24 protein-coding genes and 4 tRNA genes are annotated in these 21,223 nt (G+C 62.7%); 13 read left to right on the top strand and 15 right to left on the bottom strand.

Annotated features, from left to right (window positions below):
* Positions 1 to 332 precede the first annotated feature (332 nt).
* From FJ957_RS06190 to tuf, 4 genes are all read right to left on the bottom strand, one after another.
* A tRNA-Trp gene (locus FJ957_RS06190) sits at positions 333 to 408 on the bottom strand.
* A gap of 138 nt (positions 409 to 546) precedes the next feature.
* On the bottom strand, positions 547 to 1,032 hold the full coding sequence (locus FJ957_RS06185) for a group II truncated hemoglobin (RefSeq protein WP_140829724.1): 486 nt from the start codon (positions 1,030 to 1,032) through the stop codon (positions 547 to 549).
* Between the two features lie 89 nt (positions 1,033 to 1,121).
* Positions 1,122 to 2,720 (bottom strand): hypothetical protein, encoded by a 1,599-nt coding sequence (locus tag FJ957_RS06180; RefSeq protein WP_246685777.1) that lies wholly within the window; start codon positions 2,718 to 2,720, stop codon positions 1,122 to 1,124.
* Positions 2,721 to 2,939: 219 nt separating this feature from the next.
* Positions 2,940 to 4,115, bottom strand: a complete 1,176-nt coding sequence (gene tuf, locus FJ957_RS06175) for an elongation factor Tu (RefSeq protein WP_140646975.1) — start codon at positions 4,113 to 4,115, stop codon at positions 2,940 to 2,942.
* A gap of 228 nt (positions 4,116 to 4,343) precedes the next feature.
* Between tuf and FJ957_RS06170 the strand changes: the two genes are divergently transcribed.
* Positions 4,344 to 5,231: a DMT family transporter gene (locus tag FJ957_RS06170; protein WP_140829722.1), complete on the top strand. Its 888-nt coding sequence runs from the start codon at positions 4,344 to 4,346 to the stop codon at positions 5,229 to 5,231.
* A gap of 288 nt (positions 5,232 to 5,519) precedes the next feature.
* Here FJ957_RS06170 and FJ957_RS06165 read toward each other — a convergent pair whose 3' ends face one another.
* Positions 5,520 to 5,777, bottom strand: a complete 258-nt coding sequence (locus FJ957_RS06165) for a GlsB/YeaQ/YmgE family stress response membrane protein (protein ID WP_027170387.1) — start codon at positions 5,775 to 5,777, stop codon at positions 5,520 to 5,522.
* A 129-nt stretch (positions 5,778 to 5,906) separates the two neighbouring features.
* On the opposite strand from FJ957_RS06165, the gene FJ957_RS06160 reads away from it, so the two are divergent.
* A complete protein-coding gene (locus FJ957_RS06160) occupies positions 5,907 to 6,362 on the top strand; it encodes a YidB family protein (RefSeq protein ID WP_140829719.1) in 456 nt (151 codons plus the stop codon).
* A 73-nt stretch (positions 6,363 to 6,435) separates the two neighbouring features.
* On the opposite strand, the gene FJ957_RS06155 is transcribed toward FJ957_RS06160, so the two are convergent.
* Positions 6,436 to 6,509 (bottom strand) — tRNA-Gly (locus FJ957_RS06155).
* A gap of 87 nt (positions 6,510 to 6,596) precedes the next feature.
* A tRNA-Tyr gene (locus FJ957_RS06150) sits at positions 6,597 to 6,681 on the bottom strand.
* Between the two features lie 200 nt (positions 6,682 to 6,881).
* Between FJ957_RS06150 and FJ957_RS06145 the strand changes: the two genes are divergently transcribed.
* Positions 6,882 to 7,739, top strand: coding sequence for an RNA methyltransferase (locus FJ957_RS06145; protein WP_140829716.1), 858 nt, complete (start codon positions 6,882 to 6,884; stop codon positions 7,737 to 7,739).
* Positions 7,740 to 7,856: 117 nt separating this feature from the next.
* Here the strand turns inward: FJ957_RS06145 and FJ957_RS06140 are convergent, their stop codons facing one another.
* The 3 genes from FJ957_RS06140 to gcl are packed head-to-tail and all read right to left on the bottom strand — an operon-like array spanning position 7,857 to position 11,488.
* Positions 7,857 to 8,849, bottom strand: a complete 993-nt coding sequence (locus tag FJ957_RS06140; protein ID WP_348642545.1) for a 2-hydroxy-3-oxopropionate reductase — start codon at positions 8,847 to 8,849, stop codon at positions 7,857 to 7,859.
* Between the two features lie 32 nt (positions 8,850 to 8,881).
* Positions 8,882 to 9,679, bottom strand: a complete 798-nt coding sequence (gene otnI, locus FJ957_RS06135) for a 2-oxo-tetronate isomerase (RefSeq protein WP_140829713.1) — start codon at positions 9,677 to 9,679, stop codon at positions 8,882 to 8,884.
* Positions 9,680 to 9,706: 27 nt separating this feature from the next.
* A complete protein-coding gene (gcl, locus tag FJ957_RS06130; protein WP_140829711.1) occupies positions 9,707 to 11,488 on the bottom strand; it encodes a glyoxylate carboligase in 1,782 nt (593 codons plus the stop codon).
* A gap of 202 nt (positions 11,489 to 11,690) precedes the next feature.
* On the opposite strand from gcl, the gene bhcR reads away from it, so the two are divergent.
* Positions 11,691 to 12,512 carry an HTH-type transcriptional regulator BhcR gene (gene bhcR, locus FJ957_RS06125; RefSeq protein WP_140829709.1) on the top strand — a complete coding sequence of 274 codons (822 nt, stop codon included), beginning with the start codon at positions 11,691 to 11,693 and terminating at the stop codon, positions 12,510 to 12,512.
* On the opposite strand, the gene FJ957_RS06120 is transcribed toward bhcR, so the two are convergent.
* Entirely contained in the window at positions 12,513 to 12,872 is a 360-nt protein-coding gene (locus FJ957_RS06120) for a hypothetical protein (RefSeq protein ID WP_140829707.1), read from the bottom strand. It lies immediately after the preceding gene.
* Positions 12,873 to 13,068: 196 nt separating this feature from the next.
* Between FJ957_RS06120 and FJ957_RS06115 the strand changes: the two genes are divergently transcribed.
* Complete coding sequence (locus FJ957_RS06115) at positions 13,069 to 13,440, top strand: hypothetical protein (RefSeq protein ID WP_246685776.1); 372 nt, start codon at positions 13,069 to 13,071, stop codon at positions 13,438 to 13,440.
* Between the two features lie 119 nt (positions 13,441 to 13,559).
* On the opposite strand, the gene FJ957_RS06110 is transcribed toward FJ957_RS06115, so the two are convergent.
* From FJ957_RS06110 to FJ957_RS06100, 3 genes are all read right to left on the bottom strand, one after another.
* Positions 13,560 to 13,868 (bottom strand): BA14K family protein, encoded by a 309-nt coding sequence (locus tag FJ957_RS06110; protein ID WP_140829703.1) that lies wholly within the window; start codon positions 13,866 to 13,868, stop codon positions 13,560 to 13,562.
* 204 nt (positions 13,869 to 14,072) lie between these two features.
* The gene (locus tag FJ957_RS06105; protein WP_140829701.1) at positions 14,073 to 14,285 is read right to left on the bottom strand and encodes a hypothetical protein; all 213 of its coding nucleotides are present in this window, start codon (positions 14,283 to 14,285) and stop codon (positions 14,073 to 14,075) included.
* 175 nt (positions 14,286 to 14,460) lie between these two features.
* Positions 14,461 to 14,628, bottom strand: coding sequence for a hypothetical protein (locus tag FJ957_RS06100; RefSeq protein WP_095767587.1), 168 nt, complete (start codon positions 14,626 to 14,628; stop codon positions 14,461 to 14,463).
* A gap of 149 nt (positions 14,629 to 14,777) precedes the next feature.
* Here FJ957_RS06100 and FJ957_RS06095 point away from each other — a divergent pair.
* The 4 genes from FJ957_RS06095 (at position 14,778) to FJ957_RS06075 (ending at position 16,680) form a co-directional block, all read left to right on the top strand.
* Positions 14,778 to 14,853: transfer RNA gene (locus FJ957_RS06095), tRNA-Thr, on the top strand.
* A 331-nt stretch (positions 14,854 to 15,184) separates the two neighbouring features.
* Complete coding sequence (locus FJ957_RS06090) at positions 15,185 to 15,886, top strand: Crp/Fnr family transcriptional regulator (RefSeq protein ID WP_140829699.1); 702 nt, start codon at positions 15,185 to 15,187, stop codon at positions 15,884 to 15,886.
* 338 nt (positions 15,887 to 16,224) lie between these two features.
* Complete coding sequence (locus FJ957_RS06080; RefSeq protein WP_140829697.1) at positions 16,225 to 16,452, top strand: hypothetical protein; 228 nt, start codon at positions 16,225 to 16,227, stop codon at positions 16,450 to 16,452.
* Between the two features lie 9 nt (positions 16,453 to 16,461).
* Entirely contained in the window at positions 16,462 to 16,680 is a 219-nt protein-coding gene (locus tag FJ957_RS06075; RefSeq protein ID WP_140829695.1) for a hypothetical protein, read from the top strand.
* A 49-nt stretch (positions 16,681 to 16,729) separates the two neighbouring features.
* Here the strand turns inward: FJ957_RS06075 and FJ957_RS06070 are convergent, their stop codons facing one another.
* Positions 16,730 to 17,344: a TetR/AcrR family transcriptional regulator gene (locus FJ957_RS06070; RefSeq protein ID WP_140829693.1), complete on the bottom strand. Its 615-nt coding sequence runs from the start codon at positions 17,342 to 17,344 to the stop codon at positions 16,730 to 16,732.
* A gap of 93 nt (positions 17,345 to 17,437) precedes the next feature.
* On the opposite strand from FJ957_RS06070, the gene FJ957_RS06065 reads away from it, so the two are divergent.
* From FJ957_RS06065 to FJ957_RS06050, 4 genes are read left to right on the top strand one after another with little or no spacing between them, the layout of a single operon-like run.
* The gene (locus tag FJ957_RS06065) at positions 17,438 to 18,523 is read left to right on the top strand and encodes a spermidine/putrescine ABC transporter substrate-binding protein (RefSeq protein ID WP_140829691.1); all 1,086 of its coding nucleotides are present in this window, start codon (positions 17,438 to 17,440) and stop codon (positions 18,521 to 18,523) included.
* A gap of 8 nt (positions 18,524 to 18,531) precedes the next feature.
* On the top strand, positions 18,532 to 19,377 hold the full coding sequence (locus tag FJ957_RS06060) for an ABC transporter permease (protein ID WP_140829689.1): 846 nt from the start codon (positions 18,532 to 18,534) through the stop codon (positions 19,375 to 19,377).
* 2 nt (positions 19,378 to 19,379) lie between these two features.
* Positions 19,380 to 20,162, top strand: a complete 783-nt coding sequence (locus FJ957_RS06055; RefSeq protein WP_140829687.1) for an ABC transporter permease — start codon at positions 19,380 to 19,382, stop codon at positions 20,160 to 20,162.
* Positions 20,159 to 21,223 (top strand): ABC transporter ATP-binding protein, encoded by a 1,065-nt coding sequence (locus tag FJ957_RS06050; protein ID WP_140829685.1) that lies wholly within the window; start codon positions 20,159 to 20,161, stop codon positions 21,221 to 21,223. Before FJ957_RS06055 ends, FJ957_RS06050 begins: the two co-directional genes overlap by 4 nt.

Below are 21,223 nucleotides of genomic sequence, written 5' to 3'. Positions count from 1 at the left end.
ACCCGTTGGCCGGGCCTCCTGGATGATCCCGCTGACCGGGACGTGCCGCCTGGGCTCTATGCGGCGCGAATCAGCGCCGCCATTTCACCCACGCAAATCAGACGCGTAAAGCCGGCTTCCCAGCTCCACGCGTCGCGTGTCTGTCTTGTCTACATAAAACCGATTCTTAATCCACGCAAGTGGCAAGGGTCCGCTTTATGTCCTAACGCCGCCTCGGAACCATCCAGTCGTCCCGTCCCGGCTATGCGGGGCTTATGCCCCAATTTCCACCATATGGCAAGTCACCCGCCGATTTTCAACCGGAAGAGCTTTGTTTTGCCGTTTGGAGGAAATGGCACGGGCAGCAGGGCTCGAACCTACGACCTGCGGTTTTGGAGACCGCCGCTCTACCAACTGAGCTATGCCCGTGCATGCGCTTGTTCGGCGCAGGCGCTTCCTAAAAGCTTCCGGGCACTCTGTAAAGAGTACTCGGCAGCGGTTTTGAAAGCTTTGCCGGAAATCTGAATTGCGTGGCTGCCGGCAATCGATCGCGGGCGCGCCCGCTCTTTAAGATTTCCCGGCCGGCGGCTTATAAGGTCCGCCCGGCACGCCCCAGCCCCAGGTCGGCATCGGCTCGGTCTCGGGATCGCAGGTCTCGCCCAGATTCGAGTTCATCTTCGCCAGCCGCGACCCCCATTCGACATAGCCCATGAAGGCGGAGCGGAACTCGGGGTCGTCCGGCAGGCCGACCTCGTCCGCCGCGTCGGCAAGGAGATTGATCCAGCGGCGGCGCTGTTCCTCGGTCAGGTGCTTGCCAAGGTGATGCATCACCATTTCGCGATGGCCGCCATGCTTCTCGCTGTAGGTCTTCGGCCCGCCAAAGACTTCGCCGATGAAGGCGGCGACATGCGCCGGGTGATCCGGCGACATGTGCCTGAATACCGGCCCGACGACCGGATCCGCAGCCACCTTGTCATAAAAGGTCCGGGTCAGCCGGTTCAGCGCCTCGCCGCCGCCGGCCCACGCATATAAAGTCGGGACGTCCTCGCTCATCACCGATCCTCCACTTTGCCAACGCTGGGACGGAAGATAGCGGCAGCGCCCCGGCCTGCTCAACCTCGCTCGATGGCCAGTATAAGGCGTTAGAGCTTCGCCGGCGCCTTCGCCTCGGCATCGGCGGCCGGAAGAACCCGGCAATTGTCCGGCCTGGGTGCGGATCTGCAAATGGTTGCGCCCGTCAGCGCGTCCACCGATTGCGGCCCGGTTGTCAGCCCGAATGTCTTCAGTTCGTCCCGGCTGAGTTCCCTGTGCTTTGCATATTCGGCCGACTGCATGGCGGCGAAAAAGCCCGAGCCGACCGCCATTTCGTCAAGATACGCCCTGACCTTGTCTTCCATGCCCATGGAATGCACCAGAAAATGCGCACCGGCGCCAACCAGGCGCCGGACGCCGCCGGCGATCATCACCGCGCAGGCGGCGTCGCATTCGGCGCCTGTATCGATGGTGAGGCCCGCATGGAGACCGTCGGGTGCGACGCACCCCACTGTGCCTGGGTCGCAGTCGAGAAAATCCGTTCGGGCGACCGCAACATCCAAGCCGCGCTCGCGGATCAGCCTGCCCGCGGCAAGCGCGGCCTGCACATCTCCACCCGGCGAGTTGATTACGACGGGTAACCGGCGCTCACGGATCGTATCGAGCAGTTGGCGAAGCTTGTCGGCCGTACCTGCGGCGATCGTGCCTTCCGCCGAAATCCATTCCGGACAATCGGGATTGCAAAGCGGATTGCCGCCGCGAACGAGAACGAAGCGCATCTCCTGTTCGCGGGCCTGCGGCGCCGGCGCGGGAACCGGCGCAATGTGTGAAGGCCCGGCTTCGACGGCCGCGACCGCGGCCGGCGCGCCGTTCGCGGGAACCTCGCGACAATTCGCCGGCGCCGGATTGCGCTGGCAAATGGTTCTCTCGGTCAGCAGGTCGAGCGAATCGAGACTGGTGACGAGTTTCATCTCCAGCATGTCTTCGGGCTCGATCTGCCTGATGTCGCTGGCAGGCGTCGCCTTCATCACGCCCAGCATGCCCTGCTCGACACCCATTTCCTTCAGATAGGCCGACAGCCGCTTCTCGATCGCCTTGCTCATCTCGTAGGTCTTGTAGCTACCGGCATTCTTGCGGCTGACGATCCTGGTGCTGACGATCTTCTTCTTGCCGTTCACGATCCGATAGGTGGTGCGGTAGAGCAGCTTCTCGCGCTGGTAGGTGGTGGTGATCTGATGCACACCGAGATAGGCCCATTCGCCGACCACGCGGCGGATGCCGCCGGCAAACATCAGCGGACAGGCCGAATTACACATCGCGCCGCTGTCATAAGCGAGGCCGGAATAGGGCTGGTCCTTGCCGTCATTGTCCAAGCAGTTCTTCATCCCCGGCGAGCAGCCGGAAAACTCCGTGATGCCGACCGCGATATCGAGCTTGTTCTTGCGGACCATGCGGCCAAGCTGCAGCGCGGCATCGACGTTGCCGCCGGGAGAATTGACGACGATCGGCAGTGGCCTTCCGCCGAGCGTCTTCAGCAGGCGTCTCAGCTGCGCCGGCGTGCCGGCCTCGATCGTGCCTTCGGCGGAAATCCATTCCGGGCAGTTCGGCTCGCAGCCCGGCGCGCTGCTGCGCACGACGACGAAGCGCATCGCCGGACCGTAGTCCGGCGGCTCCTCCTTTGCGGCGGTGCCGAAGGCGGCCAGCCCCATGGCGGCGGCCAATCCCAGCCGAAGCAGCCCGCGCCAACACCGCATGGTCTTTGAACGGAATGTGGAAACCACGTCTGGCAAGCCCCTGGGTACAACCCATACTAGTTGCGGGGACGGGGCTTGCAACAGCTTTGAAAAGGGCCGCGCGATACCGTTCCAAAACAAAAGGGCGGCCCGAAGGCCGCCCTTTCCTTGTCGAACCGGCAAGTCCCGGATCGATTATTCCTTGATGGTGACGACGATGCCGGCACCGACGGTGCGGCCGCCTTCACGGATGGCGAAGCGCAGCTTCTCTTCCATCGCGATCGGCACGATCAGCTCGACGTCGACGGTGATGTTGTCGCCGGGCATCACCATCTCGGTGCCCGCCGGCAGCGTCACGATGCCCGTCACGTCCGTCGTGCGGAAGTAGAACTGCGGACGGTAGTTGGTGAAGAACGGCGTGTGACGGCCGCCCTCGTCCTTGGTCAGGATGTAGGCTTCGGCCACGAACTTCTTGTGCGGCTTCACCGTGCCGGGCTTGGCCAGAACCTGGCCGCGCTCCACGCCTTCACGGTCGACGCCGCGCAAGAGCGCGCCGATGTTGTCGCCGGCCTGGCCCTGGTCGAGCAGCTTGCGGAACATCTCCACGCCCGTGCAGGTCGTCTTGGTGGTCGGACGGATGCCGACGATCTCCAGTTCCTCGCCGACCTTGACGATGCCGCGCTCGACGCGGCCGGTCACCACCGTGCCGCGGCCCGAGATCGAGAACACGTCCTCGATCGGCATCAGGAACGGCTTGTCCAGCGGACGCACCGGCGTCGGGATATAGGCGTCGACCTGCGCCATCAGCTCGCGGATGGCGTCCTCGCCGATGGTTTTGTTGGAGTCTTCCAACGCAGCCAGAGCCGAACCCTTGACGATCGGAATGTCGTCGCCGGGGAACTCGTTCTTCGACAGAAGCTCGCGAACCTCGAGCTCGACCAGTTCCAGCAGCTCGGCGTCGTCGACCTGGTCGACCTTGTTCAGGAACACCACGATCGAGGGAACGCCGACCTGGCGGGCAAGCAGGATGTGCTCGCGGGTCTGCGGCATCGGGCCGTCGGCGGCCGAAACGACCAGGATCGCGCCGTCCATCTGCGCGGCACCCGTGATCATGTTCTTCACATAGTCGGCGTGGCCGGGGCAGTCGACGTGGGCATAGTGACGGTTGGCCGTCTCATACTCGACATGCGCCGTCGAGATCGTGATGCCGCGCGCCTTCTCTTCGGGGGCCGCGTCGATCTGGTCATAGCGCTTGTATTCGCCAAAATACTTCGTGATCGCCGCCGTCAGCGACGTCTTGCCATGATCGACGTGGCCGATCGTGCCAATGTTCACATGCGGCTTGGTGCGCTCGAATTTACCTTTTGCCATAGTCTCTTTCCTTGGACGGCCTTGACCTTCAGTTCAGTCGAATGCGGGGCGATTAGCGACAACGGCCGAAAAACACAAGTGCCTTGTGGCTGAGCGGATTCCCGCTCGACCCGAACCAACGGTCGATTTCAGTGGGATATGGCGCGGATATAAGGGCGCTGCGCGTAGAATCAAAGGCTCCGGGCTGGCCCATTGCCGCCGCCGCGCCGCTCTGATCTTGTTCGCCGGATGCAGTTCATTCCGGCAAATATCCGCGGTCCGCTGTTCATGATCGTCTCGACGGGGTCCTACCTCGTCAACGACACGATGATGAAGCTCGCGACCGCCGGACTGCCGCCCTATGAAGTGCTCCTTCTGCGCGGCGCGGCCGCCACGCTGTGGGGCGTGCCGCTGCTTCTGATGCTGGGCTACGCAAGGCAGATCCCGCTGCTCTTCGAGCGCAAGGTGCTGCGCCGCAACCTGTTCGAGCTTCTGGCGATCCTCTGCTATGTCGTCGCCTTGGCCAACATGCAGATCGCGGATTCCACCGCGCTCGGGCAGGTCACGCCGCTCATCGTGCTGGTCGGCTCCTCGATGCTGTTCGGCGAAAAGATTGGCGCCACGCGCATGGCGCTGATCGGTCTTGGCTTTGTCGGGGCGATCATGGTGGCGCAGCCGACCATGCAAGGCATTTCGGTCTATGCGCTGCTCGCGCTCGGCAACGCCGCCTTCGCGGCGGTGCGCGACCTTGCCGGACGCAAGGTGGGCGCCGAGGTGCCGGGCATGATCGTCGCCATCTCGGCTGTCGTGGTGGTGCTGGTCGGCTCAGGCGCGGCGCATCTCGTCTCCGAGCGATGGGTGATGCCGGAAGGACATCACCTGCTGCTGATCGCCGGCGCCGGCCTGTTCCTGATCTTCGGCCATTTCTTCATCTTCATGGCCTACCGGGTCGGGCCGACAAGCGCGGTCGCGCCCTTCTATTACTGCTTTACCGTCTGGGCGGTCATTTCCGGGCTGCTGGTATTCGGCCAGTTTCCCAACGCGCTCGCCGTCTGCGGCATCCTGGTTGTGATGGCCAGTGGCCTGGCGATCGTCTCGCTCGACGAACGAAGGCGCCGACTGGCCATGGTCGCCTAACCGTTACCTCATCACCCCAACACGCCTTACCCTTCTCTTCAGCGGGCGCTGCGAGAAAATCGATGAAGTTGCGCAGCGTTCGCGGATAAACGAGGCGGCCCTGGCGCTGCTGGTGCCGCTTTTCGGGATCGGATAGTAGGTAACGGCAAGCCCTTCGATCTGCACCGCCATTGCCGAACTGCCCCGCCCCAACGATCCAAAGCGAACCAGCCGGCCGCGGCGCGCCTCGCGCGCCGGCCCTCGACAATTCCGTGCGCGGTAGCCTTTCAGCTGCCGCGCATTGATTCCCTAAAGCGTGCGCTTGCCGGAAATCTGGTGATAGGCCCACAGCACGACGACCGAGCCGATGACGGCCACGATCAGGCTCCAGATGTTGAGGCCGGTGACGCCCGACGCGCCGAAGGCGCTGAAGATAACGCCGCCGACAATGGCGCCGACGATGCCGAGCACGATATCCATGATCATGCCCTGACCGGTCTTGTTGACGATCTTGCTGCCGATGAAGCCGGCAACGATGCCCAGAATGATCCAGCTGATAATGCCCATAATTCCCTCCAAATTTCCCCGCGGCGCCATCATGGTCATATGATTGTCAAAAGCTCAAGACAGCTTGAAATTCCGTCCGTTTGCGCCATTGTGGGGCCGGGCGGACTTGGCTGGATAAGGAGATCCATTATGGGCCTTTTCGACAATGCCGTTCCGGGCGGCAATATCACCAAACCCCTGATGATCGCGCTCGGCGCGCTTTTGGTCGGCAAGATGCTGAGCGGCAGAAGCGAAGAGGCGGCCACGCCGCAAGCGCCGGTGCCGACGCCCACGGGAACCGACGCGTCCGCCGATGGCGGCCTGCTCGGCGGTCTCGGCGGACTGCTCGACAAGCTGAAGAATGCCGGCCATGGCAACGTCGCCGATTCATGGGTCGGCACCGGCCAAAACCAGTCGATCAACCCGGGCGATCTCGGCTCGGCGCTCGGCCCCGCGGTGATCCGCGAGATCGCGCAGCGCACCGGTATGAACGAGCAGGAATTGCTGCAGCAGCTCTCCACGGCGCTGCCCGGCATCGTCGACAAGCTGACGCCGAATGGCCAGGTGCCGCAGCCACACCAGGTGGCGTCGGCCTTCAACAGCTAAACGTCTGGATAAGATGGAAACGCTGCGTGCCACGGCGCGCGGCGTTTTCTTTGGGGGATGCGAGGAGAAAATCTGGAGCGGGTAGCGGGAATCGAACCCGCATATTCAGCTTGGAAGGCTGCTGCTCTACCACTGAGCTATACCCGCGCCTTGCACTGAGGTACCGGATTCACCCGAAAAGCGCCATGCACTTTCGGTCCGGGACTTTTCGTTTCAGGGCTTCCGGGCCGGCAGTGGTGGAGAGGGTTGGATTCGAACCAACGTAGGCTAAGCCAACGGATTTACAGTCCGTCCCCTTTAACCACTCGGGCACCTCTCCAGTCTGCCGCCGGAGCCATGCAACGAGGCATTTTTCGCCGATCCGAAGCCCGAGTAAGATCTTCTCCGAAATCAGCGAAGCGCCTTATGGCGGCAAGGCCGGTGGGTGTCAACCGGCGCGGCGAGGGTTTTTCGAGGATGTCAGGCATTCATGTCTTCAGCCCATATCCTTAGCCGGACGGGACGGCTATAGAAGCCGCCATGAGCGACGATAAAAACAACAAGCCCGGCACGCGCAAGGACACCCACTACGCCAAGCTGAGGCGTGCGCACCGCGACCAGAAAGCGGGCGGGCCGCCGGCATTCCGGCCGCGCCAGCCGATGCAGCCGGGCGACGCGCCCGCCGACGGGCTGGTGCGGCTTTACGGCCTGCACACGGTGCGGGCCGCGCTCGACAATCCGCGCCGCAGGATCAGGAAGATGCTGGTGACCCGCAACGCAGCCGAGCGGCTTTCGATCGGCGACCTTGCCGCCCTGCCCTTCAAGGCCGAACTGGTCGAACCGAAAGACATCGACAGGATCACAGGGTCCGACGCCGTGCACCAGGGCGTGCTGATCGAGGCGGAGCCGCTCAAGGCCAAGCGTCTCGACGCCCTCGGCGACACAAAGCTGGTGCTGGTGCTGGACCAGGTGACGGACCCGCACAATGTCGGCGCGATCCTGCGCTCCGCCGTCGCCTTCGGCGCCGGCGCGCTGATCACAACCGCCCGCCACAGCCCGCAGGAATCCGGCGTGCTGGCCAAATCCGCCTCCGGCGCGCTGGAGCATATCGACCAGATCGAGGTGAAGAACCTCGCCGATGCGCTGGGTCAGTTGCACGAGGCCGGTTTCCAGACCATCGGACTCGATTCCGAAGGGCCGGCCGAGCTGGAAAAATCCTTCGACGGCGAAAAGATCGCCCTGGTGCTGGGCGCCGAAGGCAAGGGCCTGCGCCAGAAGACCCGCGAGACGGTGGCCGCGCTCGCTCGCCTCGACATGCCGGGCGCCATCCACTCGCTCAACGTGTCGAACGCGGCGGCGGTGAGCCTCTACGCGGCGAACGCATTCCTGAGGCGCTGAACCCGGATCGGTCCCTGGGCATCGAAGCGAAAACGGGTCCCAGCGACGACGCGGGAACCCGTTCTCTGACAGGAAAAGAGCAAGCGGCGTGGGAACGTTGAGCCGCCGTCCCCTGACCTAAGCCGCCTTGCCCTTGGCTTGCGCCGCTTCCGCGCCAACCTCATGCGCCGCCATCCGCTCCAGCGCCCTGACCAGCGCCGAGTGATCTTCGCTGGACCCGCCATTGGCGGCGCAGGAATTGAACAGCTGCTGTGTCGTTGAAGTGTTGGGCAGCGACACGCCCAGCGCCTTGGCGCCTTCCAACGCCAGATTGAGGTCCTTCTGGTGCAGTTCGATGCGGAAGCCGGGCGCAAAAGTGCGCTTGATCATGCGCTCGCCATGCACTTCGAGAATGCGCGAGGCGGCGAGCCCGCCCATCAGCGCCTGCCTGACCTTGGCCGGATCGGCACCGGCCTTCGAGGCAAAGACGAGAGCTTCGCCGACCGCTTCGATGGTCAATGCGACCACGATTTGGTTGGCGACCTTGGTGGTCTGGCCGACCCCATTCGGGCCGACCAGCGTGATGTTCTTGCCCATCTTCTCGAAGACCGGCTTTGCCCGTTCGAAGGCCTTCTCCTCGCCGCCGACCATGATGGTCAGCGATGCAGCCTTGGCGCCGACCTCGCCGCCCGACACCGGCGCGTCGAGATAATCGCAGCCGAGCTCGTTGATCTTCTTCGCGAATTCCTTGGTCGCGATCGGCGAGATCGAGCTCATGTCGATGACGAGCTTGCCCTTCGACAGCCCAGCGGCGACGCCGTTCTCGCCGAACAGCACGTCGGCGACCTGCGGGGTGTCAGGCACCATGGTGATGATGATGTCGGCGGCCTTGGCCACCGCGTCGTGGCCGGAAACGGTCTTCAGGCCCTTGGCCAAGAGATCGGCCGGCGGCTTGGAGCGGTGATCGCTGGCGATGACCCTGTAGCCGGCGTCACGAAGATGTCCCGCCATTGGCGCGCCCATGATGCCGAGGCCAATGAAACCGATGGTTTCCATTGATGTTCTCCCGTCGTAATTGTCGAGGTCGCGTTCCTTCGCGCCTCTCTCTGTCCTGCCGGACCTCTCCCCCATGTGGGGGAGATTGGCAGCTTCGGCGCCGGCTCTTAAGCCGCCGCGCTTCCCTGCCCGGCGAATTCGCGGAACCAGCCGAGCCCGGCTTCCGTGCCGGCCTTCGGCTTGTACTCGGCGCCGATCCAGCCGGAATAGCCGAGGCGGTCGATGTGGTCGTAGAGGAAAGGATAGTTGATCTCGCCCGTCCCCGGCTCGTGACGGCCGGGATTGTCCGCAAGCTGGATATGCGCGATGCGACCGAGGTTCGCCTCGATGGTACGGGCGAGATCCCCCTCCATGATCTGCATGTGATAGATGTCGTATTGCAGATAGATATTCTTCGAGCCGATGCGGTCGATCAGCGCCAGCGCCTGGTCGCTGAAGTTGAGGAAGAAGCCCGGTATGTCGCGAGTGTTGATCGGCTCGATCAAGAGCCTGATACCGGCCTGCTCCAGCTTCTCGGCCGCGAAGGCGAGATTGTCGGCAAAGACGTTCTCCAGCACCGTGCGGTCAGCCCCTTGCGGCGCGATGCCGGCCAGGCAGTTGATCTGCTCGCAGCCCAGCGCATGGGCGTAGCTGATCGCCTTGGCGACGCCCTGGCGAAATTCCGGCACGCGGTCCGGCAGCACGGCAATGCCGCGCTCGCCCTTCGCCCAGTCGCCGGCCGGCAGGTTGAAGAGAACCTGGCTGAGGCCGTTCTTCTTCAGGCGAGCCGCGACGACGTCCGGCGCATGATCATAGGGGCCGATATATTCGACACCCTTGAAGCCGGCGCGGGCCGCGGCGTCGAAGCGATCGAGGAACTCATGCTCGCCGAAGAGCATCGAAAGATTGGCTGAAAAACGCGGCATGCTTTTTCTCCTTCGCCCGCCTGAAACTCAATCCAACATCATGATGGCCGTCGGCGCATCCTCGTTGCGTTCGGCAAGTTCCTCGAACTCGGTGATCTTGTCGATTTCCGTGCCCATGGAAATGTTGGTGACGCGCTCGAGGATGAATTCGAGGACGACCGGAACCTGGTGCTCCTTCATCAGCCGCTGCGCTTCCTTGAAGGCGCCGGCGAATTCCTCGGGCTTCTTCACGCGGACCGCCTTGCAGCCCATCGCCTCGGCGACCGCGACATGGTCGACGCCGTAGCCCGCTTCCGGATCGCCTGCACGGTTGACGTTCTCGAAGGCAAGGCTCACCTCGTAGTCCATCGAAAAGCCGCGCTGCGCCTGGCGGATCAGGCCGAGATAGGCGTTGTTCACGACGACGTGGATGTAAGGCAGCTTGTGCTGCGCGCCGACGGCCAGTTCCTCGATCATGAACTGGAAGTCGTAGTCGCCGGAGAGCGCGACGATGTCGCGGTCCGGATCGGCGGCGCGCACGCCGAGCGCCGCCGGCAGCGTCCAGCCGAGCGGGCCGGCCTGGCCGCAATTGATCCAGTTGCGCGGCTTGTAGACGTGAAGGAACTGCGCGCCGGCGATCTGCGACAGGCCGATCGTGGTGACATAGGTGGTGTCGCGGGCGAACGCCTTGTTCATTTCCTCATAGACGCGCTGCGGCTTCAGCGGCACCTGCTCGAAATGCGTCTTGCGCTTCATCGTCTTCTTGCGCTGCTGGCATTCCTTGGCCCAGCCCGACCAGTCGCGCAGCTTGCCGGCGGTGCGCCATTCGGTGGCGACGTCGAGCAGGATCTTCAGCGCGGCACCCGCATCCGAGACGAGACCGAGATCCGGCGCGAAGACGCGGCCGATCTGGGTGGGTTCGATGTCGACATGGATGAATTTCTTGCCCTTGGTGTAGACGTCGACCGAGCCGGTGTGGCGGTTGGCCCAGCGGTTGCCGATGCCGAAGACGAAGTCGGACGCCAGCATCGTGGCATTGCCATAGCGGTGCGAGGTCTGCAGGCCGCACATGCCGGCCATCAGCCGATGGTCGTCGGGGATCGCGCCCCAGCCCATCAGCGTCGGGATGACCGGCACGCCGGTGATTTCGGCGAACTCGATCAAGAGATCGGAAGCGTCGGCGTTGATGATGCCGCCGCCGGCGACGATCAGCGGCTTTTCCGCTTCGTTTAGCATCGAAAGCGCCTTTTCGGCCTGGGCGCGCGTCATCGCCGGCTTGAACGGAGCAAGCGGCTCATAGGCATCGATGTCGAACTCGATCTCGGCCAATTGCACGTCGACCGGCAGATCGACCAGAACCGGACCCGGCCGCGAAGAGCGCATCAGGTGGAACGCCTTCTGCAGCGCCATCGGCACCAGATAGGGCTCCATGACGGTGACCGCCCATTTGGCGACGGGTGCGGCGATCGAAGCAATGTCGACGGCCTGGAAATCCTCCTTGTTGAGACGGGCGCGCGGCGCCTGGCCGGTGATGCAGAGGATCGGGATCGAATCCGCCGCGGCCGAATAGAGACCGGTGATCATGTCGGTGCCGGCAGGACCGGAGGTGCCGATGCACAGCCCGATATTGCCGGCCTTGGCCCGCGTATAGCCTTCGGCCATATGCGAAGCGCCCTCGACATGGCGGGCGAGCACGTGGCGTATGGTGCCGCGCGCCTTCAGTGCCGAATAGAGCGGGTTGATAGCCGCGCCGGGCACGCCGAAGGCATTGGTGATGCCTTCCTTTTCGAGAACTAGGACCGCTGCGTCGACAGCACGCATCCTGGCCATGACAGTCTCCATTTCGTTGGTTGGCTTGACAATGACAGCGCCCTTTCGATTTTTCAATTTTTTCAGAATATTTTTTCATTTCTAGAAAACTCCCCTTGTTGACTGATTTTATTTTGTTTTTCGTTTTCCATAAAATCCACCGCGATGATCACTGAAAAACTTTTTCATTGCACCCGCCGTCAAATCGGCGAGAATGACGGGCATGGAAACGACCGAAAAACGCCAGCGCGGGCGGCCGCGCGCCTTCAACGGCCCGTCCGAAGCAGCGTCGGTACAGTCGCTCGACCGGGCGCTGCGGATCCTCGCGATCGTCGCCGAGGCCAGCGGGCTGTCGCTCAGCGAAATCGCGGCGCAAAGCGGCATTGCCGCCTCCACCGCCTATCGCATGCTGACGACGCTGGAAAACCACGGCATGGTCGAGTTCGATACGACCGACCAGCTCTGGTCGGTCGGCGTTGAGACCTACCGCATGGGCGCGGCCTTCCTGCGCCGGCGCAAGCTCGTCGACCGCGCCCGTATCGTCATGCAGGAACTCATGGAAAAGACCGGCGAGACAGCCAATCTCGGCGTCGCCGAGGACGATTGCGTCGTCTTCGTCAGCCAGGTCGAGACGCACCAGGCGATCCGCGCCTTCTTCCGGCCGGGCACACGCAGCCCCTTCCATGCTTCCGGAATCGGCAAGGCGGTGCTGGCGCATCTCAAGCCGGAACGGGTCGCTGCCATCCTGCGCAAGGCGGGCCTGCAGCGCTACACCGACAAGACGCTGTCCGACATTTCGGCGCTCGCCCACGATCTGGCAACCATCAAGCGTCGCGGCTGGTCGGTCGACGACGAGGAACGCCATCCCGGCATGCGCTGCGTGGCCGCCGCCATCTTCAACGAATATGGCGAGCCGATCGGCGGCGTTTCGGTGTCCGGGCCAACGGTGCGCGTCACGCCCGAGCGGCTGGCCGAGATCGGCCCGCTGGTGCGCGACGCCGCGGTCGAAGTGACGAAGATGATCGGCGGCGGCAAAGCGTTCTGACTAGGAAGCGCCGGGCAAAGCGCTCTTTGCCGATATGTCGAAGAAATCGAGCAAGATGGCCAGCCCGACGCCACAGGCCGCCAAGATGAGGCCGGCGATGAATATGCGACTGGCGCGGTCATGAATGCTTCGTTGGAGGGATTTGATGTCGAGCAGAATGGCAAGCGCCCGGATCTGTAGCGCAATGCCGACCAGGATCGGCAGGACGGCAATCAGATGGTAGGTCTGCCATGGGATCGGGTTGGCCGCCCAATGGGTGATGAAGCCTAGCGAGAACGCCAGCAGGATGCCGACGATGGTGATGGTGCCGTTGCGGAAAACCGGTTCGACCCGTTCTTCCCTGGGATCCTGATTGTTCAAGCCACCCTCCCCTCGATTGCCGTCAAAGCCAGACTAAACGCTTGCAAAATCGCTGTACATCGGTGGTTGCTCCGCAAGAGCCGGCCACGGCCGGGCCGGACGCAGGGCTGTCTTGCCGCGGCGTTGGAATGCATGCGAAAGGGCATGGATGCGGAAAACAGCTTATCTCCTATCCGCCGCTTCACTTTGCGGATGCGTGGCGACGACACCGCCGCCGGCAGCACCCGTCGGCAGCCCCAGCAGCAACCCACAGGTCGATCCCATTCCGATTTCGCTGGCCCTGGAGGAGATCATCACCGCCGGCGTCCGCCAGCACCTGAAAAACCCTCTCGCCGCAAAGTTCGGAGCGATGCTTGCCGGAGAGCGCACGCTGAACGGCCGCGACGAGACCGTGGTGTGCGGCTATGTCGACGACAAGGGCTCTCCCGGCGGCAGCGAAGCGTTCATCGGCAAGATCTATTCCGATGCCGGAAACAGTTTCGAACTCGTCGCGATAAACGACGTTTCAGTCAGCGGCGCCTGCCGCATGGCGGGATTGGCGTTGCCGGAGCTGAAGCCCAATTCCTAACTTGCGGAAACAGGACAATTGTCCGCTTCAAATTAAGCCCATGTGGCGTGTCCTCTAACAGTCAAACGCAAGAAAAGGGGCCGCGCGCAGCCCCTCTCCTGTCGTTGGTTAGCTCTCTCTCAGAGCCGGCAATAGCGCGGACCGTCATAGCTCATATAGGTGTCGGAGCGCTCGTCGTAGCTAGCGTAGCGGGCGTAGCAACGGCGAACGTGGATCGAGTCGTAGCCGCCGTCTTCGACATAGACGGTGCGGGGCTGCTGGGCGAGCAGGCTGCCGAGCACGAAACCGCCGACGCCGGCGGCGATGCCGATGCCGAGCTCGCGGCGGTGATGATGGTCGTGGGCGGCCGAAGGCTGGACGGTGCCGACGAGCGAGCCGGCGGCGACGGAGGTGGCGATGAGGCCGGAAACGATGGTGCGCTTGAACATGACGATCTCCTGGGTTTCGGTGGAGAGGCGAACCATCCGCCTCTTGATCATGGGTCGCAGCAAGCCGAGAAAAGGTTCGAAGATTTTTCGAGATTTTTTCGCCGACGATTTTCGCGGCCTTTCTCCCGCCTCCGACTGCCGATCGCCCCGAAATGCAAAAAAGGGCGGCCCGAGGCCGCCCTTCGAAGACAAATGGTCTTCTCGTCAAAGGAAGATGATCACCTTGCCGTGGTGGTGATGATGATTGTGGTGCCACCACCAGGGCTTGCCGTGATGATTGTGGTGATGATGATTGTGGTGATGATGGTTATGATGATGATGATTGCCATGGGCCGAGGACGCTTCCACCGTGGCGGCGAGCGCGCCGGTCGCAACGAAAACGGCGACGAGGCCGGACGTAAGGGTACGCTTCAACATGATGATCTCCTGGATCCTTGATCGAGGCGACCATTCGCCTCTCGGGAGATCAGTCGTGGCGAAGCGGCAAAAGGTTCGAAGGATCGAGTGAATAGTCAGTAGTCAGTAGTGAGTAGAAGCCTGCAGGGCTGGCGACAAATACTCACTACTCACTATCGACTACTGACTACTCACTCTATCCCATCCCCGTGACGTGCCTCAGCCAGAACGCCAGCACGATGAAGCCGACGAAGGTGGCGACGCCGGTCCAGTCGATATTGGCCTTCTTCAGATCGCTGACGACCTTAACCAGCAGAAGCCACGTCACGACGATGAGCGGCAGGATGATGACGAATCTGATCATGCGGCACCCCTTCGATGCGATTGCACCTGAAGAGGATGTAGGAAGCGGCGCGCTGCTTTTCAGCATGCCGGCTTAGCGCCGGGTCCGTTGGCAAGCCGAAACGGAGTTTTGTCTTTACTGGCGCACGAAATATGCTACCGGAGCGCCATGCCCTTGTAGCTCAGCTGGTAGAGCAGCGGTTTTGTAAACCGAAGGTCGCGGGTTCGATCCCTGCCGGGGGCACCAGAAAGTCGGTCTTCCAGTCTTCCCCCGCAAATCTAAACGCGGCACTTGAGGCGGCGGGCGCCCAACACTTTGCAAAGCCGCTATCTTTTTCAACGCCGGGGATTAAGGGGTATACGCAGGGGTAACGTGCCGCCCCAGCCAAGGCTTGTGACACCGCGCAAATCATCACGCGAAACGATGCGAATTCCGGCAGGCAAAGTTTGGCATGCAAACGAGCCGTCGTTGCTAATCGGCCGTCCGAAGCCTATGCTTTCGATATCGGCCGCCAGACACGTACGGATGCAGCCGACCGTGAGAGGAAAGTGCTCTTGCCCGCAACGGGAGAAGAGCCATGCCTCAATCCACTTTTCGCAACCACGTACTGAAATCCCTCGCCCGTGACGATTTCGCCCTCTTGCAGCCGTCGATGCATCACGTCGAACTGGGCATCAGAGAACAGCTAGAGGTCCCCTATCAGCCGATAGAGCAGGTGTATTTTCCCGAGACGGGGATCGCTTCGGTAGTCGCTACCATGACTGGGGGGCGCCAAAGCGAAGTCGGCATCATCGGCCACGATGGTATGACGGGTGTTACGGTCATTCTCGGCCAGGAGAGCTCTCCCAACGAGACCTATATTCAGATCGCTGGCCAGGGCTGGTGCCTGCCGGTTGAAAACCTTCGCACGGCCCTCGCAAAAAGCCCGACCCTTGGCCGATCGTTGCTTCGCTATGCCAACGCCTTCCTCATCCAGGCCTCCCGGACGGCGCTGGTCAACGGCCACTCGAAGATCGAGGAGCGACTGGCTCGGTGGCTGCTCATGGTCCACGATCGCTCTTCAGGAAGCAGGATTTACCTGACGCACGAATTTCTAGCGACCATGCTTGGCGCCCGGCGCCCTGGGGTCACAACGGCCCTGCAAATGCTTGAATATCGGGGGCTGGTCCAAGCCAGACGCGGCGAGATCGCGATCGTCGATCGCAGCGGACTGATAAAGCTCACACACGGTGCCTATGGCGAGGAAGAGCAACGCCATTTCGGCATTGTCTCCGGCTGATTGTCCGGAAGCGTACATATGCTTGATGGCCGCTGAAAATAGGGCGTAAATCACGTTGGTTTGGGTGCAGGGAGGAACTTGCAATGACCAACGCTTTTCATAGCGTCACGGTTGAAAAGGCGACCGAGGCCTATGTCCTTTCCAGGGGTCGAGCCCGGTTCCTTTCCATCTCACAGGCAATCCGCGCCATCCGGACACTTATGCCTGCCTGCAGAACCAGCGACCACGAGTTGGAGGGTATGTTGGCGGCAGCCTGCATCGTTCACGGCATTCCCGTGGCCTTCGACGCAACGATGGCCGAAGGCGAGGAAATGCGGCTCCATTCGTAAGGGTCGGAGATGCTCACGGTCGCCCAGACAGCCATTTCGTCGGACGTTCGGCAGGCGATTGTCCGCTACCTGATCGATAAGGTCGACGACCCCAGCATTTCGGTCGCCGACTCTGTCCATGCCGTGAGAGAGATGTTCCCACTCTGCGAGTTGACGGATTGGCAACTTGGCGATCACATCGCACGAGCCGCGATCGACGCAGGATTTGCGGTTGAATTCGACGCCGAGGTTCCCTGAATGAAGCCAATGGCAGGCGCATATCTGGATCACCTTTTGGAGTGCCCCTTTTGCGGGACGATCCGCCTCCAGATCCCGTCCGACGCCCAGCCTTCAACGCCAATCGGGTGCGCTGATTGCGGGCAATATCTCGGCACATGGGACGATTTGCAGACCGATTTTGAGTCCCAAGGCGGCAATGACGGAATATTCCGCCTCGACAAGGGGCGCATCCTGAAGCTCGACTAGCCCCCGCTCATCAAGCGAAATCTTGCATGCCGGGACCTTTCCTGAGGGCTCACACCCCAATCGCCGACACCAAAATCCGGTTCTGCCTTCGTACCGCCGCGCGCAGCTCCGGTATCCTCGCTTCGTCGCGCTTGACGAACTCGATGAACATCATGTTCATGTTGTTGAAGATCAGCTCTCCCACCGCCGGCCCGTCGATGTCCGGCCGCACCAGGCCGATCTCCTGCAGCCGCGCCATCAGGGCGCTTATTTGCTCGGTCAGCGCGCGGTCGAGCGCGGTGTAGGCCTGGCCGAAGGGGCTGTCCGGCAATTGGGTCGAGATCGCCATCGCCTGGCGCCACATCTCCTTGCTGAGATAATTCAGCGAATGCTCGATATAGATGCCGATCAGCGTGTCCAGCGCGTCGCCGACATTGGCCGGGGGGCTGGCGACCACCCCTCGCCCGGCATTCAGCACCTCGTTGACTTCCATCGACACGATGGCGCCAAGGATGTCGCCCTTGTTCTGGTAGTAGTTGTAGATGGTGCCGATCGAGACTTCAGCCTGTGCGGCGATCGCCTCGATCTTGGCGCCTTCATAGCCGGCCTCGCGGAAAAGCTCCGTCGCCGCATCGATGATGCGGCGGTGCCGGTCCGCCTTCTGCCGTTCGCGCAATCCGCTCATACCAGCCTCTCTGCCACAAATCATAATTGACTCAATTTTGGAATTGGTTCAACTTTTCTTCCAACAAGCCAGCAAAGGCAGGGAGAACACTCGATGACCGTCAATGCCCGGAATCCGCTTTCCATTCTGAAATCTCATCTTTCAGCCGCCTGCGCGGCCGCGGCGGCGCTGCTCGTCGCAGCAGGTGGCGCCCAAGCCGCCGACCTCAATGCGCTGATCTGGTGCGATCATTCCGATCCGGCGCTGCTGCAGCCCTTCGAGGAGGCCAACAACGTCAAGGTCAATGTCAAGGAGTTCGAGGGCACAGGCGCGGGGCTGGCCATCGTCGAGCAGTCGCAGCCTGGCGACTGGGACGTGATGGTGATCGATTCCATCGACGTGCCGCGCGGTGTCGAAAAGGGCCTGTTCGAGCCGTTGCCTGAGGACAAATTGCCCTTCGCCGACCTCTTCTCGGAAGTGAAGATGGATAAGTCGACTGTCGTCGACGGCAAGCGCTACGGCATCACCGAAAAGTTCGGCTACAACACGATCGGCTTCAACAAGACCAAGGTCGATCCGGCTGACATGCAGTCGCTCGCCTCGCTCACCAGCGACAAATACAAGGGCAAGATCGCGATCTACGACTATTACCTGCCGGTGATCGGCATGGCCGCTCTGGCCATCGGCAAGAAGACCGCCGACCTCACCGAGACCGATCTGCCTGCCCTTAAGGCCGAGCTGCTCAAGATGAAGGCCAATGCCAAGCTGGTCGGCGAAGTCACCGCCAGCCAGACCGCGTTAGCCACCGGCGAAGTCGACATCCTGGTCGGCGGCGGCGAGTGGGTCACGGCCGGCCTTGCCAAGGAAAATCCGGCGCTTGACTTCTCTATCCCGAAAGAGGGTGCCGTGCTGTGGTCGCAGTCGCTCGCCATGTTCAAGGATTCCAAGAACAAGGACATGGCGCTGAAATTCATCCAGTACATCATGAGCCCGGAGGGCCAGGCGCGGCTTGCCACCTCCTCCTGCTACTGGGGCATGCCGTCGAACAAGAAGGCGGCATTAAGCGAAGATCAGAAGAAGATCCTGCGGTTCGACGAGCAGCCCGGCTTCCTCGCCCGCGCCCAGGCCTATCCGGCGCCGAACGCCGATCTCGACAAGAAGATGCAGGACATGTGGACCGAGATGCTGCAGGCGCAGTAAATCGGCTCATGAGCGGTGCAGGAAACAACAAGCGTGCCCTGCCCTGGGCGCTGGTCACGCCGGCGCTGGCATGGACGCTTTTGTTCTTCGTGCTGCCCTTCATCGCCATGGGGTTTTCCAGCCTCACGGCGCATGAAGGCGGCGGCTTCACTTTAGCCAATTACAGCCAGTTCTTCACCGACCCGTCCTACTGGCGGGCGATGGTCAACTCGCTGGAGGTCACGGCCATCGTCACCGTGGTCTCGATCCTGCTCGCCTATCCCTTTGCCTGGATCCTTGCCGAGATGGTGCCGGAACGGTGGCAGCGGCTGGCGCTGATGCTGGCCGTGCTGCCGTTCTGGACCTCCTATGTCGTGCGCTCCTATTCCTGGCTGCTGGTGCTGGCGCAGAACGGCGTCATCAACCGGGCGCTGACCGGCATCGGCCTGATCGGCGAACCGCTCCAGCTCGCCAACACGCGCTTCGCTACAGTCACCGGCTTCGTGCATTTCTTCGTCATGCTTCTGACGCTGACGATCTTCGCCAATCTCAAGCAGCTCAGCCCGAGCTACCGCAGGGCGGCCGCAGACCTCGGCGCCGGGCCGGTGCGCACCTTCCTGCATGTCGTGCTGCCGCTCACCTTGCCCGGTATCATGGTCGGCGCGTTCCTGACCTTCGTGCTCTGCATCGGCGACTACATCACGCCGCAGATCCTCGGCGGCAACAACGAACTCGTCATGCCGCAGCTCGTCATGATGCAGATCGGCCGCCGGGGCGATTTCCCGCTGGCCTCCGCGCTGTCGATCATCCTGATGGCCGTCGTCACCATCGCCTATCTCGCCTGCGCGCGCTGGCTGAAGATCGAGCGGGCCTGATCATGCGCGCAGCCGTCCGCCTCGCCGCCTGGGTCTACGCCATCGCCGTCTACGGCTTCATCTTCTTGCCGGTGGTCGTGCTGGTGCTGTTTTCGCTGCAGGCAACTTCCTTCCCCATCCCGCCCTTCACCGGCCCATCGCTTCGCTGGTACCAGGCGGTGCTGTCGGATGCGCGGCTCACCTCGGCATTGGTCAATTCGCTGCTGGTGGCGGTGCTCTCCTCGCTTGCCTCTGTCACGCTCGGCTTTCTCTCCGCCTGGGGTTTTGCCCGTTTCGTGCTGCCGGGCTCGGCCATCCTGCGCGGGTTGATCACGCTGCCGCTCACCGTCAGCTACCTCATCATCGGCATGGGCCTGCTGGTGCTGTTCAACTGGGCCGGCGTGCCGAAATCGCTGCTTGCGGCCGGCATCGGTCATGTGGTGATCAACCTGCCGCTCTGCTTCGCCATCATCTACAGCCAGATGGGCGATCACCAGATCAACATCGAGCGCGCCGCGCGCGACCTCGGCGCCGCCGAATGGAAGGTGCTGCTCATGATCACCGTGCCAGTCATGGCGCCGGCGATCTTCGCCGGCTTCTTCCTGTCGATGACGTTTTCCTGGGACGAGTTCGTCATCTCCTTCCTGCTCACCCGCTTCGAGACGACGCTGCCCGTGGAGATCTGGAACCTCCTGCGCTCCGGCCTCAATCCCAAGACCAATGCCGTCGGCTCGCTGGTCTTTGCCGTTTCCATCGTCCTGGTGGTGTTTTTCGAACTGACGCTGTTGCGGAGAAAGCCGGCATGAGCGCGCCCTTGGTCGACATCCGCAACGTCTCGCACCGCTTCGGCCAGCTCCCGGTGCTGAAGAACGTCTCGCTGGCGATCGAGCCCGGCACCTATACGATCCTGCTCGGCCCGTCCGGTTCCGGCAAAACGACGCTGCTTTCGATCCTCGGCGGCTTCGTCATGCCCAGCGAAGGCAGGGTCTTCATTCGTGGCGCGGATTGCACCGCCGTGCCGCCGGCCAAGCGCCCGACAACCACCGTGTTCCAGGACTATGCGCTGTTTCCGCATATGAGCGTCGGCGGCAATGTCGGCTTCGGGCTGCGCATGCAGGGCGTAGACGGCGCGACCCGGGCGGCGAAGGCGCGCGAGGCACTTGCGCTTGTCGGGCTGGCGGCCGCCTTCGACAAGAAGCCGCATCAGCTTTCCGGTGGCCAGCGCCAGCGCGTGGCGCTCGCCCGCGCGCTGGTCATCGAGCCTGCGGTGCTTCTGCTCGACGAGCCGCTCGGCGCGCTCGATCTCAAGCTGCGCCGGCAGATGCAGGACGAGTTGAAGGCGATCCAGAAGCGCGTCGGCACCGCCTTCATCCATGTCACCCACGACCAGGAAGAAGCGATGGCGCTGGCCGACCATTGCGTGGTGATGAATGACGGACGCATCGAGGACGAAGGCCCGCCCGAGCGGGTCTATACGCGGCCGGCGACGCGGTTTTCCGCTACCTTCATGGGCGAGAGCACGATCCTTGCCGGCACGGTCACCGAGGCGACGAACGGGATCGTCAGGGCCTCGACGGCGGTGGGGCCGATTTCACTGCCCGGCGCGTCGTCTGCCGGCGCCACAGTCGCGCTCGCGATCCGGCCCGAGCACCTGGTCCTCGGCGAAGTAAAAAGCGATGTCGCGCTAGGCACGGCCAAGGTCGGCGATGTCGTCTTCCAGGGCAGCTTCAAGCGCGTGCTGGCCACCTCGATGCTGGACCCGGCATTGCAGTTCATCGCCAAGGCTCCCGCTTCCGCCACCGTTCAGGCAGGCGACACGATCCGGGTTTCATGCAACGCTCAAGACATCATCCTGCTGGCGGACTGA

Source organism: Mesorhizobium sp. B2-4-6 (assembly GCF_006442775.1).
GTDB lineage: Bacteria > Pseudomonadota > Alphaproteobacteria > Rhizobiales > Rhizobiaceae > Mesorhizobium.
This window is presented reverse-complemented; position numbering and strand designations above follow the sequence as displayed.

Excerpts from the sequence above, each read along its gene's own strand:
- otnI (WP_140829713.1), bottom strand. The coding sequence starts at position 9,679 with ATGCCGCGTTTTTCAGCCAATCTTTCGATGCTCTTCGGCGAGCATGAG.
- FJ957_RS06050 (WP_140829685.1), top strand. The coding sequence starts at position 20,159 with ATGAGCGCGCCCTTGGTCGACATCCGCAACGTCTCGCACCGCTTCGGC.
- FJ957_RS06075 (WP_140829695.1), top strand. The coding sequence starts at position 16,462 with ATGGCAGGCGCATATCTGGATCACCTTTTGGAGTGCCCCTTTTGCGGG.
- FJ957_RS06185 (WP_140829724.1), bottom strand. The coding sequence starts at position 1,032 with ATGAGCGAGGACGTCCCGACTTTATATGCGTGGGCCGGCGGCGGCGAG.
- FJ957_RS06065 (WP_140829691.1), top strand. The coding sequence starts at position 17,438 with ATGACCGTCAATGCCCGGAATCCGCTTTCCATTCTGAAATCTCATCTT.
- bhcR (WP_140829709.1), top strand. The coding sequence starts at position 11,691 with ATGGAAACGACCGAAAAACGCCAGCGCGGGCGGCCGCGCGCCTTCAAC.
- FJ957_RS06090 (WP_140829699.1), top strand. The coding sequence starts at position 15,185 with ATGCCTCAATCCACTTTTCGCAACCACGTACTGAAATCCCTCGCCCGT.
- FJ957_RS06165 (WP_027170387.1), bottom strand. The coding sequence starts at position 5,777 with ATGGGCATTATCAGCTGGATCATTCTGGGCATCGTTGCCGGCTTCATC.
- FJ957_RS06070 (WP_140829693.1), bottom strand. The coding sequence starts at position 17,344 with ATGAGCGGATTGCGCGAACGGCAGAAGGCGGACCGGCACCGCCGCATC.
- FJ957_RS06145 (WP_140829716.1), top strand. The coding sequence starts at position 6,882 with ATGAGCGACGATAAAAACAACAAGCCCGGCACGCGCAAGGACACCCAC.
- FJ957_RS06160 (WP_140829719.1), top strand. The coding sequence starts at position 5,907 with ATGGGCCTTTTCGACAATGCCGTTCCGGGCGGCAATATCACCAAACCC.
- FJ957_RS06060 (WP_140829689.1), top strand. The coding sequence starts at position 18,532 with ATGAGCGGTGCAGGAAACAACAAGCGTGCCCTGCCCTGGGCGCTGGTC.
- FJ957_RS06105 (WP_140829701.1), bottom strand. The coding sequence starts at position 14,285 with ATGTTGAAGCGTACCCTTACGTCCGGCCTCGTCGCCGTTTTCGTTGCG.
- FJ957_RS06110 (WP_140829703.1), bottom strand. The coding sequence starts at position 13,868 with ATGTTCAAGCGCACCATCGTTTCCGGCCTCATCGCCACCTCCGTCGCC.
- FJ957_RS06055 (WP_140829687.1), top strand. The coding sequence starts at position 19,380 with ATGCGCGCAGCCGTCCGCCTCGCCGCCTGGGTCTACGCCATCGCCGTC.
- gcl (WP_140829711.1), bottom strand. The coding sequence starts at position 11,488 with ATGGCCAGGATGCGTGCTGTCGACGCAGCGGTCCTAGTTCTCGAAAAG.
- FJ957_RS06100 (WP_095767587.1), bottom strand. The coding sequence starts at position 14,628 with ATGATCAGATTCGTCATCATCCTGCCGCTCATCGTCGTGACGTGGCTT.
- FJ957_RS06180 (WP_246685777.1), bottom strand. The coding sequence starts at position 2,720 with ATGGGGCTGGCCGCCTTCGGCACCGCCGCAAAGGAGGAGCCGCCGGAC.
- FJ957_RS06140 (WP_348642545.1), bottom strand. The coding sequence starts at position 8,849 with ATGGGGGAGAGGTCCGGCAGGACAGAGAGAGGCGCGAAGGAACGCGAC.
- FJ957_RS06080 (WP_140829697.1), top strand. The coding sequence starts at position 16,225 with ATGCTCACGGTCGCCCAGACAGCCATTTCGTCGGACGTTCGGCAGGCG.
- tuf (WP_140646975.1), bottom strand. The coding sequence starts at position 4,115 with ATGGCAAAAGGTAAATTCGAGCGCACCAAGCCGCATGTGAACATTGGC.
- FJ957_RS06170 (WP_140829722.1), top strand. The coding sequence starts at position 4,344 with ATGCAGTTCATTCCGGCAAATATCCGCGGTCCGCTGTTCATGATCGTC.